This is a genomic window from Streptomyces sp. NPDC008317 (genome assembly GCF_042955955.1).
In the GTDB taxonomy this organism is placed as follows: Bacteria; Actinomycetota; Actinomycetes; order Streptomycetales; family Streptomycetaceae; genus Actinacidiphila.
Genome location: NZ_JBIBFQ010000008.1, coordinates 259336 through 277210, shown reverse-complemented (window position 1 = coordinate 277210; position 17875 = coordinate 259336). Strand labels below are relative to the sequence as shown.

The 17875-nt window shown below is 75.1% G+C and carries 15 protein-coding genes; 6 read left to right on the top strand and 9 right to left on the bottom strand.

Annotated features, from left to right (window positions below; translation table 11 throughout):
- Window positions 1–49: 49 nt before the first annotated feature.
- Window positions 50–1519, bottom strand: coding sequence for an aldehyde dehydrogenase family protein (locus ACFY9V_RS25840; protein ID WP_391163126.1), 1470 nt, complete (start codon window positions 1517–1519; stop codon window positions 50–52).
- A 267-nt stretch (window positions 1520–1786) separates the two neighbouring features.
- Complete coding sequence (locus ACFY9V_RS25835; protein WP_391163124.1) at window positions 1787–3001, bottom strand: MFS transporter; 1215 nt, start codon at window positions 2999–3001, stop codon at window positions 1787–1789.
- A 99-nt stretch (window positions 3002–3100) separates the two neighbouring features.
- Here ACFY9V_RS25835 and ACFY9V_RS25830 point away from each other — a divergent pair, with 99 nt between their 5' ends.
- Entirely contained in the window at window positions 3101–4186 is a 1086-nt protein-coding gene (locus ACFY9V_RS25830) for a DUF5937 family protein (protein WP_391163123.1), read from the top strand.
- 108 nt (window positions 4187–4294) lie between these two features.
- On the opposite strand, the gene ACFY9V_RS25825 is transcribed toward ACFY9V_RS25830, so the two are convergent.
- Window positions 4295–5296, bottom strand: a complete 1002-nt coding sequence (locus ACFY9V_RS25825; protein WP_391163121.1) for a serine/threonine dehydratase — start codon at window positions 5294–5296, stop codon at window positions 4295–4297.
- A gap of 318 nt (window positions 5297–5614) precedes the next feature.
- Between ACFY9V_RS25825 and ACFY9V_RS25820 the strand changes: the two genes are divergently transcribed.
- Window positions 5615–6097, top strand: a complete 483-nt coding sequence (locus ACFY9V_RS25820) for an NUDIX domain-containing protein (RefSeq protein WP_391163120.1) — start codon at window positions 5615–5617, stop codon at window positions 6095–6097.
- Between the two features lie 31 nt (window positions 6098–6128).
- On the opposite strand, the gene ACFY9V_RS25815 is transcribed toward ACFY9V_RS25820, so the two are convergent.
- On the bottom strand, window positions 6129–7436 hold the full coding sequence (locus tag ACFY9V_RS25815) for a sigma-70 family RNA polymerase sigma factor (protein WP_391163118.1): 1308 nt from the start codon (window positions 7434–7436) through the stop codon (window positions 6129–6131).
- A 7-nt stretch (window positions 7437–7443) separates the two neighbouring features.
- On the bottom strand, window positions 7444–7800 hold the full coding sequence (locus ACFY9V_RS25810; RefSeq protein ID WP_391045906.1) for a YciI family protein: 357 nt from the start codon (window positions 7798–7800) through the stop codon (window positions 7444–7446).
- Between the two features lie 203 nt (window positions 7801–8003).
- On the opposite strand from ACFY9V_RS25810, the gene ACFY9V_RS25805 reads away from it, so the two are divergent.
- Window positions 8004–9305 (top strand): MFS transporter, encoded by a 1302-nt coding sequence (locus ACFY9V_RS25805; RefSeq protein WP_391045908.1) that lies wholly within the window; start codon window positions 8004–8006, stop codon window positions 9303–9305.
- 58 nt (window positions 9306–9363) lie between these two features.
- Here the strand turns inward: ACFY9V_RS25805 and ACFY9V_RS25800 are convergent, their stop codons facing one another.
- The 4 genes from ACFY9V_RS25800 to ACFY9V_RS25785 form a co-directional block, all read right to left on the bottom strand.
- Window positions 9364–10125, bottom strand: a complete 762-nt coding sequence (locus ACFY9V_RS25800) for an NAD(P)H-binding protein (RefSeq protein ID WP_391045909.1) — start codon at window positions 10123–10125, stop codon at window positions 9364–9366.
- 115 nt (window positions 10126–10240) lie between these two features.
- On the bottom strand, window positions 10241–10984 hold the full coding sequence (locus ACFY9V_RS25795) for a glucose 1-dehydrogenase (RefSeq protein ID WP_391163115.1): 744 nt from the start codon (window positions 10982–10984) through the stop codon (window positions 10241–10243).
- A gap of 105 nt (window positions 10985–11089) precedes the next feature.
- On the bottom strand, window positions 11090–12316 hold the full coding sequence (locus ACFY9V_RS25790; protein WP_391163114.1) for a M48 family metalloprotease: 1227 nt from the start codon (window positions 12314–12316) through the stop codon (window positions 11090–11092).
- Between the two features lie 100 nt (window positions 12317–12416).
- Window positions 12417–12854, bottom strand: coding sequence for a BlaI/MecI/CopY family transcriptional regulator (locus ACFY9V_RS25785; protein ID WP_391163112.1), 438 nt, complete (start codon window positions 12852–12854; stop codon window positions 12417–12419).
- A 168-nt stretch (window positions 12855–13022) separates the two neighbouring features.
- Between ACFY9V_RS25785 and ACFY9V_RS25780 the strand changes: the two genes are divergently transcribed.
- The 3 genes from ACFY9V_RS25780 (at window position 13023) to ACFY9V_RS25770 (ending at window position 17810) form a co-directional block, all read left to right on the top strand.
- Window positions 13023–14636, top strand: coding sequence for a glycosyltransferase (locus tag ACFY9V_RS25780; RefSeq protein ID WP_391163111.1), 1614 nt, complete (start codon window positions 13023–13025; stop codon window positions 14634–14636).
- A 115-nt stretch (window positions 14637–14751) separates the two neighbouring features.
- Window positions 14752–17448: a YfhO family protein gene (locus ACFY9V_RS25775; protein WP_391163109.1), complete on the top strand. Its 2697-nt coding sequence runs from the start codon at window positions 14752–14754 to the stop codon at window positions 17446–17448.
- A complete protein-coding gene (locus ACFY9V_RS25770; protein WP_391163108.1) occupies window positions 17445–17810 on the top strand; it encodes a hypothetical protein in 366 nt (121 codons plus the stop codon). Before ACFY9V_RS25775 ends, ACFY9V_RS25770 begins: the two co-directional genes overlap by 4 nt.
- Window positions 17811–17875 lie beyond the last annotated feature (65 nt).

The window sequence follows — 17875 nt, the reverse complement described above, 5'->3', positions numbered from 1 at the left end:
GATCATCCCCCACCGGCCCCCTCCCCCTCAACGGCCCCACCCGACCCGGTCAGTACGGGTAGTGGACCGGCGTGGACTGCACGGTGAGCCACCGCAGTTGGGTGAATTCGTGGAGGTTGGACTCACCGCCGGAACGGCCGCCGAGGCCGGACGCGGCGAGTCCGCCGAAGGGCGCCTGGGGCTCGTCGAGGCAGGTCGAGTCGTTGACGTGGACCATGGCGGAGCCGAGCCCCGCGGCGAGGCGGCGACCGCGCGCGAGGTCGGAGGTGAGGACGGCGTCGACCAGGCCGTACGGGGTGTCGTTGGCGACGGCGAGAGCCTCGGCGTCGGTGTCGACGGCCAGCACGGGGGCGATGGGGGCGAAGATCTCCTCGGTCCACAGGGCCATGTCGCGGGTGACATCGGTGACGACGGTGGGCCGGTGGAAGAGGCCGTCGCCGTCGCCGCCCTCGACGACGGTGGCACCCGCGGCGACGGCCTCGGTGAGGAGTTCGCGGGCCCGTTCGCGCTGTTCCGCGCTGATCATCGGGCCGAGGCCGACGCCGTCCCTGGTCGGGTCGCCGACGGTGATCCGGGCGGCACGCGCGGCGAGATCGGCGACGTAGGCGCCGAAGACGGGCCGCTGGACGATGTGCCGGCCCGCGGTGATGCAGGTCTGGCCCTGGTAGTGGAAGGCGGACCAGGCGCCGATCTGTCCGGCCTGGTCGAGGTCGGCGTCGTCCAGGACGATCAGGGCGTTGTTGCCGCCGAGTTCGAGGGAGACCTTCTTCAGGCGCTCGCCCGCCTCCCGCGCGATGGTGCGGCCGACGGCGCTGGATCCGGTGAAGTGGACCATGGCGATGTCGGGGTGCGCGGTCAGCGCCTCGCCGGTGTCCTGCCCGCCGGGCACGACCTGGAGTACGCCTGCGGGCAGTCCGGCCTCGGCGAAGACATCGGCGATCAGCAGTCCGCCGCTGAGCGGGGTGTGCGGTGAGGGCTTGAGGACGACGGCGTTGCCGACGGCGAGGGCGGGCGCGAGGACGCGCATGGCCAGCACCAGCGGGAAGTTCCACGGGGTGATCACACCGACGACGCCCAACGGGACGCGCTGCGCGACGCTTTCCCGGCCGGGCGCGCGCGTGGGCAGCGTCTCGGCCCGTATGTGACCGGCGAGCGCGGCGGCCAGGTGGAGTTCTTCGACCGCTCCGGCGATCTCGTACTCGGCCTTGCCGCGGATCGAGCCGGTCTCGCGGACGAGGAGGTCGGCGAACTCCCCCGCGCGGGCGCGCAGTCGGGCGGCGGCCTCGCGCAGCACGTCGGCGCGGGCGCCGAAGTCCGCGGCGGCCCAGGCCCGTCCGGCGACGGCGGCCTCCCGCGCGGCGCGGTCCAGGTCGGCGGGCGAGGCCCAGCCCGCCCGGCCGAGCGGTTCCTGGCGCGCCTTGTCGAGGACCGTCGACGTACGCCCGTTCTCGGCCGGGACGAAGGCCCCGCCGACGAAGAGAGCGCCGTCCCGGGCGCGCGGCGTGGATGGGGTCGGCATAACGGGCCTCCGTGTCGAAGCACTGGTCGAAGTACGGGTGTTGCGGTGCGGGTCCCGGTGGCGCCGCGCGTCGGGTACGGGCGCGCGGCGGTACGGCGGCCCGCGCGCCGGTGTCCTCGCGGTCCGCGCGCGCCCGGGCAGCACGACAGCGCCGGTCCGGCCGTCTGAGTTTGTTAACCTTCCGAACTCTCACCGTAGCAGCGAAGACCGGCTTTGAGGAGGGCCGTCCGGCAGGAGGGCCGTCCGGCAGGAGGCGTTCCGTCCGCGTCAACCGCTGAGCCGTGCCCCCTGGTCCCTCTCCGTGGCGACCGCGGCGGAGGACAGGAGCGTCGCGGCGGCGAGGCTGCCCCACAGAGCGGTCGAGCCGTACGGGGCGAGGGCGGTGATGGCCGCGGGAGAGACGGCGAGGCCGAAGCCGGTGGAGAGTTGGAAGCGGGCGAGGGTGCGCCCCAGGACGTGGGCCGGCGCGAGGGCGGTGACCAGCGCGGTGGCGCTTCCGGCGTAGATGATCTCGCCGAGCGTGCAGACCACGGACACGGTGGCCACGGCCGGGGCGCCCCAGCCGTGCCGCAGTTCGGTGGCCGCGAGGAAGCCGAGGTAGGACGCGGTGAGGACGACACCAGCGAGGGCGAGCACGGACCGCCGGGAGAAGCGGGACATCAGGACGGTGACCGGGACCTGGAGGGTGACCACCAGCACGGTGTTGGCCACGAAGACGGCCGCCGACCACACCGGGGACGCGTGCAGTTGGGTCACCAGGACCAACGGGAGCGCGATCTCGGGGACGTTGAGGCAGAAGACGTAGACCACGTTGGCGGCCAGCAGCGCGCGCATCCGGGGCGCGGGACCGCTGTCGCCGCCCTCGGCGAGGGCGGCGGCCGGGTCCGCGCGCAGCCGGACCGACCACGCCAGGGCCGCGGCGGTGAGATACGCGAGCCCGGTGACGCCCGCCAGGACCTGCAACGCGGCGGCGCCGCCCGCCAGGCACGCGGTGGCGAGCAGCGCGCCCGCGCCCATACCGGCGTTGCGCAGGGCGCGGCCCGCCGCGAGCGCGGTGTCGCGGTCCCTGCCGTGGGCGACGGTGGCCACCACGGCGGCGTGGGCGGCGGGCCACGCCTGGTTGCCGATGCCGAGGAAGAGCGCCGCCGCCGCGAACATCCAGCCGTTGCCCGCCGGAGTGGCCAGCAGCAGCGCCACGCCCAGCACGCGCACCAGCATCGACGCCGCCACGGCCGTACTGCGCGCGCCCCGGTCCAGCCACAGCCCCACGGCGGGCACACACACCAGCCCCACGACGACACCGGCCGTCATGGCGATGCCGGTGGCGGGCGCGGACAGGCTCAGCACCGTCACCCCGTAGAGCAGCAGGAACGGCCGGAGCAGGCCGGTGCCGAGCGCGTCCACGGTCATGGCGACGGCGTAGCGGGGGCCTCCGAAGGCGCGGACGAGGGCGCGGGGCCGGATCTGGGTGGTGGTTGCCATGGCGACAACGGTGCGTTCGGCCGCCGCGCCCGCCGCGTCGGTTGACGCAGACCGTCAACCGACGCGGCCAGGGGCTTTTGCGCTGCTCATAATGGGTGGGTGACCTTGCGGATCGACATCGGCGGCCTGCCGCCCGAGCGGCTGCGGTTCGCCGCCTCCCCGCTGGCGGAGCTGACGGCGATGCTGCACGTCCTGGCGGAACCCGGACACCATCCGCAGCTCGCCGGGTGGGCCGCGGACGTGTGGGCCGCGCTGCGGCCCGAGCTGGCCGAGCGGCTGCGGGAGGCGGAGTTCTTGTGGCGGTCCTCGCGCGCCGACTTCCTGGTGCCCGCCCGGCCCCGGCCGACCCTCGCCGAGGAACTGGACGATGTGGACCGGCTCGACGACGCCCGGTACGTGACCGCCGCGCTGGTCACCACCTGCGGCAGCAACCGGATCCACTTCGGCTCCCCGTCGCCGCTCACCGACGCGACCGCGCGCGAACGGGCCCTGGACCTCGCCCAGGCGCGCGGCGCGTTGCAGGAGGCGTTCGCGGAACGGCTGCTCGCGGACCCGGCCGCCGTGCGGGCGCGGGTGCGCGACACCCTCGAACAGTGCGCCGGGGCGTTCTTCGACGCCGCCTGGTCGGGGGCCGCCGTACGCATCGCCTCCGACCTGCGCCTGAAGCACGACCTGCTCAAGCGGCAGGGTCTCGGTGCGGCGCTCGCCTCGGTCTCCGGCGCGGTCGCCCTGGCGCCGGGCGGTGACCGGATCGTCGTGGACAAGCTCCAGGACAGCGCGACCGCCGCCCGCGACGACGGGGTCACCTTCATCCCGAGCGTCTTCGGCCGCCCGCACCTGGTGGCGGTGCACGCGCCCGGGTGGCGGCCGGTGGTGCAGTACCCGGTGGCCGAGCCGGGCCCGTCCGAGCAGGTGCCGATGGAGACGGTCACCCTCCGGCTGGAAGCGCTCGCGCATCCGGTACGGCTGCGGCTGCTGCGCACCCTCGCGCGCGGCCCGCACACCACCGTCGAACTGGCCCACGCCTGGGAGCTGTCGCCCCCCGAGGTCTCCCGCCACCTCGCGGTCCTGCGCCGCGCGGGCCTGCTCACGAGCCAACGCCACGGCCGTTACGTCCGGTACACCCTCAACGCACCCGATCTGACGTCGCTCGGCTCCGATCTGCTGGCGGCCGTCCTGCGCTGAGCGGCGCCGCTCGGCGCTTGCGGCCGTCCTGCGCTGAGCGGCGCCGCTCGGAACGCCCCGCCGCTCGGAACGCCCCGCCGCAGCGGGACGCCCTCGAACGGCCGCGGCTCAGCCTTCCGCGCGGGCCACCAGATCGCCGGGGTCGGTGTTGGCCCCGCACAGCAGGACCGCCACCTTCTCGCCGGGGCGCGGCTCGTACGGCCGCCCGCCGCCGTCCTCTCCCCCGGTCGGCAGCAGCGGCGCGAAGGCGGTGGCCCCGCCCACCTCGGTGACGATCCTCAGCTCGTCCCAGAGCGTCTGGCGGGCGGCGATGATGGCCCGGTCGGGCACCAGGACGGACCGCGCGTTGTCCTGACGGCCCGCGTGGACCGCCATCTCGGTGGCGCGGCGCGCGCCGAGCGAGTCGCCCGCGACGGAGTCCACGGTCACGTCGACCGGGTGGCCGGCCTCGACGGCCGCGTGCAGCGTACGGGCGTTCTCCGGCTCCACGGCGACGGCGCGGATGCCGTGCTCGCGCGCGGCGGTGGCGACCCCGGCGAACAGTCCGCCGCCGCCGACCGCCACAAGGACGGTGTCCAGGCCGGGAATCGCGGTACGGATCTCGTCCAGTACGGTGCCCGCCCCTGCGGCGATGTACGGGTGGTCGTAGGCGTGGCTGCCCAGCGCGCCCGCGGTGGCGGTGAACTCCTCGCAGGCGGCGAGCGCTTCGGCGTACTCCTTGCCCACCAGGCGTACGTCCGCGCCGTACGCCCGCAGGCGCGCGACCTTCACCGCGGGGGCCGTCTCGGGCACGAAGACGGTGGCGGGGACGCCGAGCGCCTTGGCCGCCCACGCGCAGGCGAGCCCGGCGTTGCCGCCGGACGCGATGGTGACGCCCGCGGCCGGGAGGGTGCCGGCGGCGCTGTGCGCGAGCAGGAAATTCCGCGCGCCGCGCGCTTTGAAGGAGCCCGTGAACTGGAGGTATTCCAGGGCGAACCAGAGCTCGTAGGGCTCGCCGTCCCGGCCGCCGCCGACGAGGCCGGGGTCGGCTCTGGTGACGGCCACCGGCCTGATGTGGCCGTCGATGCGGTCGGCCGCCTGCCGGATGTCGTCATAGTCGAGGTGGCGCACGCGCTGCTCCGGGGGTTCGGGGGTTCGGGGGTTTCGGGGGTTCGGGGGTTTCGGGGGTTTCGGGGGTTCGCGGTCCGATCATCGTGCCACGCGCCCGATCGGCGCCCCGCGCCGCCCAGGACGCCTGGTGGCACCCGGTCGACGTCGCCACGGAGATCCCCCCGCCGCGCGGACGGCGACGGCTGCGGCCAAAGCGGCGCCGTGCGAGGGTGCCGACCGGGGCGCGGGGGGACGCGGCCTTGCGCGGGCCCGGTCCGGCAGGCGTCTGTCTGGTGCGCCTCTCCCGTAAACCTCGGCCGGGAGGCCAGACTTGGCGGTGTGGTGAACAAGCGCAGCGCCGGGGTCCTGCTCTTCCGCGAGGTCGGCGGCGCGGACCGGGACGGCGGGATCGAGGTCCTTCTCGGGCACATGGGCGGGCCCTTCTGGGCCCGGCGCGACGCGGGCGCCTGGTCGATCGTCAAGGGCGAGTACGGGCCGGACGAAGCCGCGGTGGACGCCGCCCGGCGCGAGTTCCGGGAGGAGGTCGGCCTGCCGCTGCCCGACGGCGAACTCCTCCCGCTCGGCGAGACCGAGCAGTCCGGCGGCAAGGTCGTCACGGCCTGGGCGCTGCACGCCGACTTCGACCCGGCCCTCGCCGTGCCCGGCACCTTCACGATGGAGTGGCCGAAGGGGTCGGGCCGCCTCCAGGAGTTCCCGGAGATCGACCGGGTGGCCTGGCTCGGTCTGCCGCAGGCCCACGAGAAGATCGTGGAGGGGCAGCGCGTCTTCCTCGACCGCCTGGCCGCGCTGCGCGCCGGTTGACGAGGGGCATACGGGGCCGCCCCCACCGGCCCTACGGCGTCGGCCCGTCGAGCGACCGCCGCCTGCCGCGCAGAAAGGCCCGCTCGGCCGCGTTGTCGGTCCGCTCAAGCGCCGCGTCGTAGGCCGCCGCGGCCTCCCGCGTACGGCCCAGGCGGCGCAACAGGTCGGCGCGGACGGCGTGCAGGACGTGGTAGCCGTCCAGGTCGAGGCGGTCGACGAGGGCGAGCGCCGCCGCCGGTCCCTCGACCTCGGCCACCGCGACCGCGCGGTTGAGGGCGACGACCGGGCCGGGGGCGACGGCGAGCAACTGGTCGTACAGCGTCACGATCTGCGGCCAGTCCGTGGCCGCCGCCGTCGGCGCGTCGCTGTGCACGGCGTTGATCGCCGCCTGGATCTGGTACGGACCCGGCTGCCCCCGCCGCAGGCACTGCCGTACGAGATCCTGGCCCTCCGCGATCAGGGCGCGGTCCCACCGGCTCCGGTCCTGGTCGGCGAGGAGGACGAGGCCGCCGTCCCCGGCGGTGCGCGCCGCCTCCCGCGACCGGGTGAGCAGCATCAGCGCCAGCAGGCCGGGCACTTCGGGCTCGTCGGGCATCAGCGCGTGCAGCAGGCGGCCGAGCCGTACCGCCTCGGCGCACAGGTCGGCGCGGACCAGTCGGTCGCCCGAACCGGCTGTGTGGCCCTCGTTGAAGATCAGATAGACGACCGCGAGCACCGCGCGGAGCCGGTCGGGCAGGTCGGCGTCGGACGGGACGCGGTACGGGATGCGCGCGTCGCGTATCTTGCCCTTGGCCCGCACCAGCCGCTGCGCCATGGTCGGCTCGGGCACCAGGAAGGCCCGCGCGATCTCGGCCGTGGTCAGCCCGCCGAGCAGCCGCAGCGTCAGGGCGGTCCTGGCCGCCGGGGAGAGGGCCGGGTGGCAGCAGGTGAAGATCAGCCGCAGCCGGTCGTCGTGCACGGGGCCCTCCTCTCGCGGCGGTTCCCGGTCGGCCCGCAGCAGCGCGGCCTGGTCGTGGTGGTCCGCGCGGGAGGACTCGCGGCGCAGCCGGTCGATCGCGCGGTTGCGCGCCGTGGTGATGATCCAGCCCGCCGGGCTCGGCGGCACCCCGTCGGCCGGCCAGCGCCGTACCGCCGTGGTGAACGCGTCCTGGACCGCCTCCTCGGCGATGTCGATGTCGCCGAAGGAGCGGACGAGGACGGCGACGGCGCGGCCGTACTGCTCGCGGAAGACGCGGGCGACCTCCGGCTCGGGCGCCGCCCCCTTTCCCGGCCCGTACGCCGCCCGTGGCCCCGGCTCCGGCCCCTCGTACGGCGGCCGTCGCTCCGGCTCGCGCGTCATGCCGACGTCACTCGGACGGCCCGTACCGGAGGGGCCTGACCTCGATCGGGAGGGTCGTCGCGCGGGCGAGCGCGCGGCCCCACGCGAGGGCGGCGTCCAGGTCGGGCGCCTCGACGATCGTGAAGCCGCCGAGGTGCTCCTTGCCCTCGACGTACGGGCCGTCCGTGGTCAGGATGTCGTCGCCCTTGTGCCGCAGCACGGTGGCCGTGCCCGCGGGGAACAGGCCCGCGGCGAAGACCCAGGCCCCGGCGGCCTTCATCTCGGCGTTGAGCGTGTCGAGGTCGCGCCGGATCGGGGCGAGGAATTCGGCGGACGGCGGCTCGTCGGTGTCGGGCTGGTAGACGCTGAGCAGATACTGCGGCATGGGGTGCCTCCCGGGTCCGTACCGGGCTCCTGCCCGGCTCGTGCGGCCGGTCCGCCGACCGGCTCTCACTGTCCATACGAACGGGTCGGGCCCGGATCGACATCTCGGCTGTTGTTGAATGGTGGACGGCCCGCCGCCGACCGAGGGCGTGCCCGGTGAGGTCCGGCCCGAGGTGAGGCAATCAACAGGTGAGTGCGCGTCCCGTGTCCCTGAGGAGTCTGATACCGGCGGTCTTCCTGCCGGTCCTGATCTTCGAGACGGGCATGGGCGCCCTCGCTCCGGTGCTCGCGCTCAGCGGCAGAGCGCTGGGCGCGAGCGTCGGCAGCGCCGGGCTGGTGCTGGCGCTGCTCGGCGTCGGGCAGATCCTCGGCGACGTGCCGGCCGGTGCGCTGGCGGCGCGGCTCGGCGACCGCAAGGCGATGCTGGTCGCCTCCGGGGTCACGGCGGTGACGCTGTCCGGCTGCGCGCTGGCCCGCAGCGTGTGGCAGCTCGCGGTGGCGGTGACCGTCACCGGCGCCTCCAACGCCGTCTTCATCCTGGCCAGACAGTCGTATCTCACCGAGGTCGTGCCCACCGGGCTGCGCGCGCGGGCGATGTCCACACTCGGCGGCATGTCGCGCGTCGGCGCCTTCGTCGGGCCGTTCCTCGGCGCGGCCGTGCTCACCAGGTTCCCGGTGCACGACATCTACTGGCTGGCGCTGCTGTGCACGGCGGTGACGGTCGTGGTGCTGCTGACCGTGCGCGACGTCGCGGACCCGGCGGCGGGGGCCGTGCGGGAGACCGCCTCGGTACGGTCGGTGCTGCGCGGCCACCGCCGGGTCTTCCTGACGCTGGGCCTGGCCGTCCTGCTGGTGGCCTCGGTCCGCGCGACCCGGCAGACGGTGCTGCCGCTGTGGGCCGACCATCTGGGTCTGAGCCCTTCGTCCACCAGTGTGGTCTTCGGGATCGCGGGGCTGGTCGACACCCTGACCTTCTACCCGTCGGGGCAGGTGATGGACCGGGCGGGCCGCCTGTGGATCGCCGTGCCGTCCATGGTGGTGCTGGGCTGCGCGCAGGCCGCGCTGCCGCTGACCCACAGCCTGGCGTCGCTGACCGTCGTCGCCATGCTGATGGGCTTCGGCAACGGGATCGGCAGCGGCATCCTCATGACCCTCGGCGCCGATGTCGCGCCGCCGCGCGCCCGCTCGCAGTTCCTCGGTGTGTGGCGGCTGTGCGCGGACTCCGGCGCGGCGGGCGGTCCGCTGGTCGTCTCGGCCGCCGCCGCCCTCGGCAGCCTCGCGGCCGGGATCGCCCTCATGGGCGCGGTCGGCCTCGCGGCGGCGGGCGCGCTGCTGCGCTGGGTGCCGCGCTATTCGGCCTACGCGACAACCGGTACCCGCCGGTCGAGCACACGGGTCGCGGGCGGCGCGGCCCCCGCCCCCGTACCCGAGCCGCGCCCGCCGGGGGACGCGTCCGGGCAGCCGGAGCATCCGGTCCGGGGCAGGGGCGAACCTCCGCGTACGTGAGGGCCGCCCCCTCGTACGCGGAGCGGACGGCGGCCCGCGGTGTGCCCACGTACCCTGGTCAGACCGCCCGTTCGGCCAGGAACGCCTCCCAGGTGCGCTCGCCGACGGTGGCGCCCTCAGTCGTCAGATTCTCCCCGTCCCGGTACACGCGCCCGGCCTTGCCCGGCATCGGGACCGGCATGATCGGGCGGCGCTTGCCGACCGCCTGGAGGTAGCCGCGGGCCGCCTCGGCCAGCGTGTAGACGGTGGGTCCCACCATGTCGGGGACCCGCCCCGCGGGCTCGGCGAGGGCCAACTCCACCATGCGGGCGGCGACTTCGCGTGAGTCGACCGGCTGGAGCCGCATCACGCCGGGGATCGGCAGCACCGGCAGCTTGGCCATCTTCCCGATGACGGTGAAGGCGAACTCGTGGAACTGCGCGGCGCGCAGCGTCGTCCACGGCAGCCCGGACTCGGCCACCATCCGCTCGGCGGCCAGTTTCACCTTGAAGTAGCCGAGCGGGACCTTGTCCGCCGCGACGACCGAGATGTAGACGAAGTGCCGTACGCCCGCGGCCGACGCGGCGGTCAGCAGGGCGCGGGTGGACTTGTCGTCGCTCTTCGCGTCGCCCGCGAGGTGCAGGACGGTCTCGATGCCGTCCACCGCCGCGTCGATTCCCTCGCCCGTGAGCAGGTCGCCGGTGACGTACTCGACGCCGTCGCCGGACGCGTGGGCCGTACGGCTCAGCACCCGGGGTTTGGTGCCCGCCTCCGGCAGGAGCGGGATCACGTGCCGCCCGAGGGTGCCCGTACCGCCGGTGACCAGGATGGATGCTGTCATGACGTCTTCTCCGTGTTCGTCTGGCGAGTCGTCCGGCGGTCTCGTTCGGAGCCGGAATCCGATGGTCTGGCGCGGGGCCACCGTGGGGACACGGCGGGGAGACCGCAGGTCCCCACTAGCTGAGGCCGCCGTCCGCGCGGAGATTCTGGCCGGTGAGCCAGCGGGCGGCGGGGCCGGCAAGGAAGGCGACGACGTCCGCGATGTCGGCGGGGCGGCCCAGGCGGCCGAGCGGGGTGAGGTCGATGAGCGGCTGGAAGTCCGCACCCGGGTTGGCCTCGCGTAGGAGGTCGGTGTCGGTGGCGCCGGGCGAGACCGTGTTGACGGTGATGCCGCGCGCGCCGAGTTCGCGGGAGGCCACGCGGGTCAGTTGCTCGATCGCGCCCTTGCTGGCCGCGTAGGGCGCGTTCCCGGGCGCCGGGCGGAGCGTGTTGAGGGTGGAGATGTTGATGACACGGCCGTCGTCGCGCAGGTGCCTGGCCGCGTAACGCATGGTCAGGAAGGTGGACTTGGCGTTGCCCGCCATCACGCGGTCGTACATCTCCTCGTCGGTGTCGGCCAGGGGCGTGGGGGTGATGCTCAGCGCGGCGTTGTTGACCAGGATGTCCAGGCCGCCGAGGTGACGGTCGGCGGTGGCCATCAGCCGCTCGGCGGCGCCGGGTTCCACGAGGTCGGCCCGGAGCGCCCGCGCGGTCCCGCCCGCCTCTTCGACGGTGCGTACGACATCGGCCGCGGCCTCGGCGTCGCGCGCGTAGCCGAACACCACGTCCGCGCCGTCGCGTGCGAGCCGTTCCACGATCGCCCGGCCGATGCCCCGCGAACCGCCGGTGACCACAGCGGTCTTGCCCTTGAGCACGGTCATGCAGCCCTCCCCCGGCGGCCGTTGCGGCCGCGGTCTCCGCCCCAGAACCTACGCCGGTCCGTACCGGCGCGGAACAGGGCGCGCCAAGGGCGGTGCGAGCCGCGCTCACCCCCGGAGGCGGTCGCCGCCCGTGTCGCGGTCGGCCCGGTCCCGTGCGAGGGCGGGCACCAGCGACGAGTGGAGGTGGCGCGTGACCCGGCCCGGTGCGGGGGTGCGCGCGCGGTCGGGCGCGGGGACGCGCGCGACCGCGTGGACGTGGTCGCGCACGGTGGCGGGCGGCGGCTGGGCCGCGCGGTCGAAGAGGTGCTCGCCGGTGCGTTCGACGGCGGCGGTGGCGACCGTGCTGGCGACCAGCAGCGCGGCCAGTGTCGTGAGGGCCAGCGGGCGGCGGCGCGGCGGGCGGCCGAGCAGGGCGTGCACCCGCGCGGGGACGTCGCTGCCGGTGGCCGCCGCGACGGGCGCGGCTCCGGCGGCCGGGTGCGGCGCGTCGTGCTGGAGCAGCGCCGCGCGGGCGATGGTCCTGGCGACGAGCTGCCGGTCGCCGACGCTGCGGGCGGCGTCCTCGTCCGCCCAGCGCTCGACGGCCTGACCGGCCGCCTTGGCGGTACGGCGCAGCAACGGGTTGACGCCCGCGGCCAGTTCGGCGGCGAGGATCCACCAGACGTGCCGGTGGTTGAGGTGGGAGTGCTCGTGGGCGAGGACGACCTGCCGCTCCTGCGGGGTGAGCGCCCTGAGCAGGCCGGTGGTGATGACGATGCGCGCGGCGGGGGCGGGGGTGGTGAAGGCGTCAGGCCACGCGTTGTCGACGACGAGCACGGGGTCGGCGGTGCGGGGGCCGCGGGCGATCCGGTAGACGGCGGCCAGCGCGCGCAGTCGGCGGACGACGGTGAGCGAGGCGTGCGCGACGGCCGCGGCCAGCAGGACGAGGCTGGCCGCCGCCAGCGGGTCGGGCACGGGGTCGAGGGCGTCGAGGCGCTTGGGCGACCACGGTCCGAGCGCGGCGATCGCGGGCACCTGTCCGAGCCAGGTGAAGCCCAGCTCACCGAGGACGAACAGGGTCGAGGCAGCCACCGCGAGCGCGGCGGGCACGAGCAGCCGGGTGGCCGTGGCGGGCGGCAGCAGCTTCCCGAGCCGGGGCGCGGTGAGCGCGAACAGCAGGCAGACGAGGGTGGTCGCACAGACGGCTCCGGTCACGCCGCCTCCCCGGTGTCGGCCGCCCGCCGCCGGTCCGGGGGTGCCGGACGGCGTGACGCGGTCGAGCAGGTCGGGTCCTGAGGCGCCGATCCGCGCGACGCGGTCGAGTCGGTCGGAGCCTGAGGCGTCGATCCGCACGATGCGGTCGCGTCGGACGGGGCCTGGGGCGTCGGGCCGCGCACGGCGGTCGCGCCCGTCGCGTGCCGCCCGTTCGTCGCGTCCACCGCTGTCAGCACCTTCACCGCTTTCCGTCCGGCTCCGGTCCGTCAGACGGATCGGCCGCGCCGTCGGTTGCCTCGCCGTCCCGGCGACTTTCGGGGCCCGGAGGGTCGAGGAGGCTGCGCAGGAGGTGTTCGTCGGCGGCCTTGAGCGTGCCGACGAAGCGGACCAGCACACCGGCGCGGTCGTCGTCGGCGTCGAGCAGTCGCTGCATGCGCTGCGCGGTGACCTCGGCCGGGTGCGCGGGCGCGGTGTACGCGTAGCCGCGGCCCTCCTGCCGCCGGGTGACCTCGCCCTTGGCGTGCAGCCGGGTGAGCACCGTCATCACCGTCGTGTAGGCCAGCTCCCCGCCGAGCGCGTCGCGGACCTGCGCCGGGGTCATCGGTCCTGCGCCCGCGGCGAGTACGGCCTGGATGTCGCGTGCCAGACTGCCGCGGCTCCGGCGCTGAGGGGCCATCGGTGATCTCGTCTCCCCTTATTACGCTACTACAAGGTCTGTAGTAGCTTCCGGTTCCGGGTGGTTACTACAAGGAGTGTAGTAACCACCGGCATCACGGCGTCCCGGAGCACCGGGCCGCCGACCGGGAGAGGGCCGACAGGGAGTGGCCGCCATGGACCGTTCGCCATGCGGATGACAGGGCCGGGCGTGTGCGTCGTCGTCACCGCCCGCGACGACGCGGAGTCCGTCGGCGCCGCCGTACGGTCCGCGCTCGCGCAGGGCCTGGCCGTCACCGAGGTCGTCGCGGTGGACGACGCCTCCCGCGACCGGACGCCCGACGTCCTGGACGCGCTGGCCGCCCGCGAGCCCCGGCTGCGCGTCGTGCGCCGCGCCGAGAACAGCGGCGGTCGCGGCACGCCCCGCAACGACGGCGTCGCGGTCGCCACCGCCGAGTACGTGATGTTCCTCGACAGCGACGGCGTGCTGCCGGACGGCGCCGTACGCGCGCTGCTCACCGCCGCGGAGACCCACGGCACGCCGGTCACCGTCGGCGTCGCCGTCCGCCGCGAACTGCCCGGCGGCCGTGAGGTGCGCTGGCAGCCCGCGCTCTACCGCGAGGCCGCCGTCCTCGCGTCCCCCGAGGACCATCCGGAGCTCCTGCGCGACACCCTGTGCGTCAACAAGCTCTACCGGCGCGCCTTCCTCGACCGGCACCGGCTCCGCTGCCCCGAAGGCACCTTCGCCTACGAGGACTTCGTCTTCACCGCCCGCGTCCTGGCCGCGGGACCGCCGATCGCCGTCGTGCCCGACACCGTCTGCGTCCGGCGGGCGCGCCGCGAGGCCGGGGAGCCGGTCGCGCCCGCCCGCCGGGACATCGGCGACTGGGCCGCCCGCGTCGCCGCCCACCGCCAGGCCGTCGACGTCTTCACCGCCGCCCGCCGCCCCCTGCTCGCCGCCGCCTGCCGCACCAAATTCCTCGATGACGACCTGTGCCTGTACGTCCGCGAACTGCCCGGCCGCGACCCCGCGTACCAGCGCGCGTGGTGGAGACTGGCCCGCGCCTACCTGGCCTCCTTCACCGACGCCGAGCGGGCCGCGGCGGCGGCCCCCGCCCGCTGGATCGCCGCGGTGGTGCTGGCCGGTGACGCCCCGCGCGACCTGGCCCGGCTCGCGCAGCTCGCGGCGGACCCGGCCAGACTGGCCCCGCCGTACGCGCGGACGTCGGCCGGTCCCGTCTGGTCGGACGGCCTGCGCGACGTCAGGCTCGACGGGCTCGGCCAACTTCCGCTCCAAGCACTGCCGTTGACAGTGGACGGCACGCTGTTCACCGGCCGTCACGGGCGACTGCGGCTGCGAATCCGCGATCTGTACGGCCGCCTCGCCGCGGTCGGCGGCCCGGTCGCCGTGGAGGTCGACGTCATCGCGCGGGACGGCGCGGAACCCGCCGTCACCACCACGGCCACGGCGTACGACGAGTGCGGTCGCTGGCGCGCCAGCGTCCCGCTCGACGTGGGCCGGCTCGCCGCCGCGGGCTGTCGCGGCACCCAGACCTGGGACGTACGGGTGCGGCTGCGGTACGCCGACGGCACGGTGACGGCCCCGCTCGCGCCGCGCGCCCAGGACTCGGGGCTGCGGCGCACGGTCACCCCCTGCGGGCGGTACGGCGTCGCGCTGATCCAGGCGTACCGGACGGCGGGCGGTTCGCTGGCGCTGCGCCTGGCACCCGGCGCGCGCGGGGCCTTCGATGTGGCCCTGAGACGGCTGCGGAGCCGGTCGCGTACGACGGCGTCCGCGGTATGAACCCCGGCGGTCGGCGCCGGAGGACGACGAAGCGACGAGATGCCAAAAACTACTACAAAGAACGTAGTAGGATGCGCCGGGAGACGATCCGAGGCATACGAGCAAGCGGGACACGGTGCTGACCTCCTCCTCCGCGGCCATCGACACACCCTCAGCGGCGCCGCCCGCCGGTCCGCCGCGCCGCCCGGCGCTCCGGGCCGCCGCGACACCGCTGGCGGCGCTGCTCGCGGCGGCCGTCTCCATGGGCGCCTACTGCCTGGCGCTGGCCGTGCACGGGACGTATCCGTTCGGACCGAGATCGCGGGCCGTCAACGACCTCGGCAACCAATTCGTGCCGTACCACGCCCACTTGTGGGACCTGATGCACGGCCGCGCCACCGGCGACCTGATCGTCAACTGGGGCAGCGGATACGGCGTCCCCTTCCTCGCCGACTTCTTCACGTATCTGATGAACCCGTTCTCCTGGCTGGTCGGGCTCTTCCCGCGCGACGCCGTCAACGCGGCCGTCTTCACGGCCACGGTGCTGAGCATCGGACTCGGCGCGGCCCTGATGACGGTCTACCTCGGCAGGCTGCGGCCGGGCTCGCCGTGGCTGCGCGCGCTGCTCGCGGTCGGCTACGCGGTGAGCACCTGGACGATCTCGGACGGCTTCGGCGACCCCATGTGGATGTGGGGCCTGTCGTCCTTCCCGCTGCTCGGCATCGCCTACGACTGGTGTCTGCACGGCCGCCGTTGGGTGCCCGCGACGCTGGTGATCACCCTGTGCTGGGCGGCGAACTTCTACACCGCGGCCATGGCGACCCTCGGCATGGGTCTGGTCCTCGGCGCCCGCCTGCTGCTCGACTCCCGTCCGGTACGGGACCGTTGGCGCGCACTGCTGCGCGCCGCGGCGGCGACCGCGACCGGCCTGCTGCTGGCCGCGCCCGTGCTGACGGTGAGTTACACCGCCAGCAAGGCGTCCCAGCCCGCCGAGCCCCAGGACTACACGCCGCCCGCCGCCCTCGACTACCTCGCGCACCTGCTGCCCGGCGGCCTCTACCCGTCCGCCCCGCGGATCTCCGTCGGACTGCTGCCGCTGCTGCTCGTGCTCGCCTTCCCCTTCATGCGGCGGGTGCCGGGCAGGGAACGCGCGGTCTGGACCGGGCTGCTGGTCCTGGTGGCCCTGTCGTACGTCTGGAAGCCGACGGTCCTGCTGTGGCACGGCCTGGCCATGCCCAACGGCAGCCCCTACCGCGCCGCCATCGCACTGACGTCCATGCTGGTGGCGGTCGCCTGGCTGGCGCTCTCCCGCAGGCCACGCCCACGTGAACTGCTCGCGGGCGCGGCCGCGTTGGCGGTCCTGCTCGCCGCGGTGAGCGGCGGTCACTACTTCACGCGCGGCGAGTGGATCCTGATCCTCGCCGACAGCGCCCTCGTCCTCGGCCTTCTGCTGCTGCTCGCCCGCCACCGGACCGACCGCCGGGTACGTATCGGCGTGTTCGCCGCGCTGACCTGCTCGGTCTTCCTCGCCACCGCCTACAGCGTCTTCTCCGTCAGCGTGATCAGGGACGACAACCCCCAGTGGACGCCGAGGGAGACGATCAGCGCCGCGTCGCTCACCGCGCACGCGGCGGTCGGCGCGCGGGACGACTGGCCCGCGACCCGCACCGACCCCGGTCCGCACCAGTACACCGCCAACGACCCGCTGCTGCTCGGCGGCGAGGGCGGCTCGTACTACAGCAGCTACCTGCCCGCGCGGACCGCGGCCACCCTCCAGGCCCTCGGCTCCGCCTGGACCATGAGGGGCCGTCACATCTACGGCCTCGACGACCCGGTGGGCCGGGCGATCATGGGAGTGAGCAGTTCCCTCGGCAATGTGCCCGGCGCGCCGAGCGCCGTCGCCCAGCACACCGCGCCCGCTCCCCCGATCGTCACCCTCAGGCCCGGCGCCGCCTTCGACGGCGCCGTCCGCGACACCTCGGTCTTCGCCCGGCAGCAGCGCGTGCTCGGCGCCCGGGTCTACCGCGTGCCGCTGCTCTCCCCCGCCTCCGGGCCCCGGCCCGTCCCCGAGCCGAACGGCACCTGGCGGCTGCCGGGCAACGCCAAGGGCGCGGCCTGGACGTCGTTCACCGCGACCTGCGCGCCGGGCACCCTCGCGTATCTGTACACGCCCTGGTTCTCCGGCCCGGTCCGTGCGAACGGCGCCGAGTACCGGGCGGTCGGCGTCCACGACCTGGCCGCCAACGGGATCATGCCGCTCGGCGCCGTGCCCGCGAGCGGCCGGATCCGGCTGGCACTGGGCACCACCACCGCGCAGGACATCCCCCGGTTCCCGGTCGGCTGCCTCGACCAGGGCGCGCTGCGGAGCGCCGTCGCGAAGCTGCGGGCCACCGGCCCGGCCGAGGTCACGGCGGGCGGCCACACGATCACGGCCGCCTTCCGCCGGGGCGGCCACGGCACCGCGGTCCTCGCCGTGCCCGCCGTGACCGGCTGGCGCTGTTCGGTCGACGGCGGCGCGTCGACGGCCCCCCGCACCCTCGGCGGCCTCATCGCCGTGGATCTGGGCGGCGGTTCGCGGGTCTCCTGCTCGTTCCGCACACCCGGTCTGAACGCCGGGCTCCCGGCCTCCGGCCTCGCCCTGGCCGTGCTGCTCGCGGTCGGCGTCGGCGGCCGGTTCCGCGACCGCTCGGGGCGCGACGGCTCCTCGGGTACCGCCGGACGCACCCTCGCACGGCGGCTCTTCCCCCAACGCCCCACGCCGGACGGGCTCTTGGCCGGGTCCGCGCTCCGCGGAACCGCCCTCGGTCTCCGTCGCCCCGGGAGGCGCGCATGACGAAGCTCTCGGTCGTCGTGCCCTGTGACGACGAGGAGGCGGTCATCGACCGCTTCGACGCGCGGACCCGTGCCGTGCTCGGGAGGCTCTCCGCGGCCGGGGTCACGGTGGACGCGCCGGTCACCGGGGTCGACGCGCCCGGTTGTGTCACCCTGGTCGCCATCATCGCGGGCCTGGGCGGCGTCCAGATGGTGATGCCCGGCCTGATCGGCGAGTACATCGGCCGGATCTCCTACGAGACCAAGCGGCGCCCGCACTTCCTGGTCAAGGAGGCCCACCATCCGTCGTCGCAGGCGCCGGAACCGCTGGACGCCCTCCGGCACCGGCGGCAGCGGGAGCTCCGGCACGGCAGGGTGATCTGACGGTGTATCACCCTGTCGCGCCGCGGCCCCCGCTGCCGCCGCGCCGACACCGCACGCCCGCACGG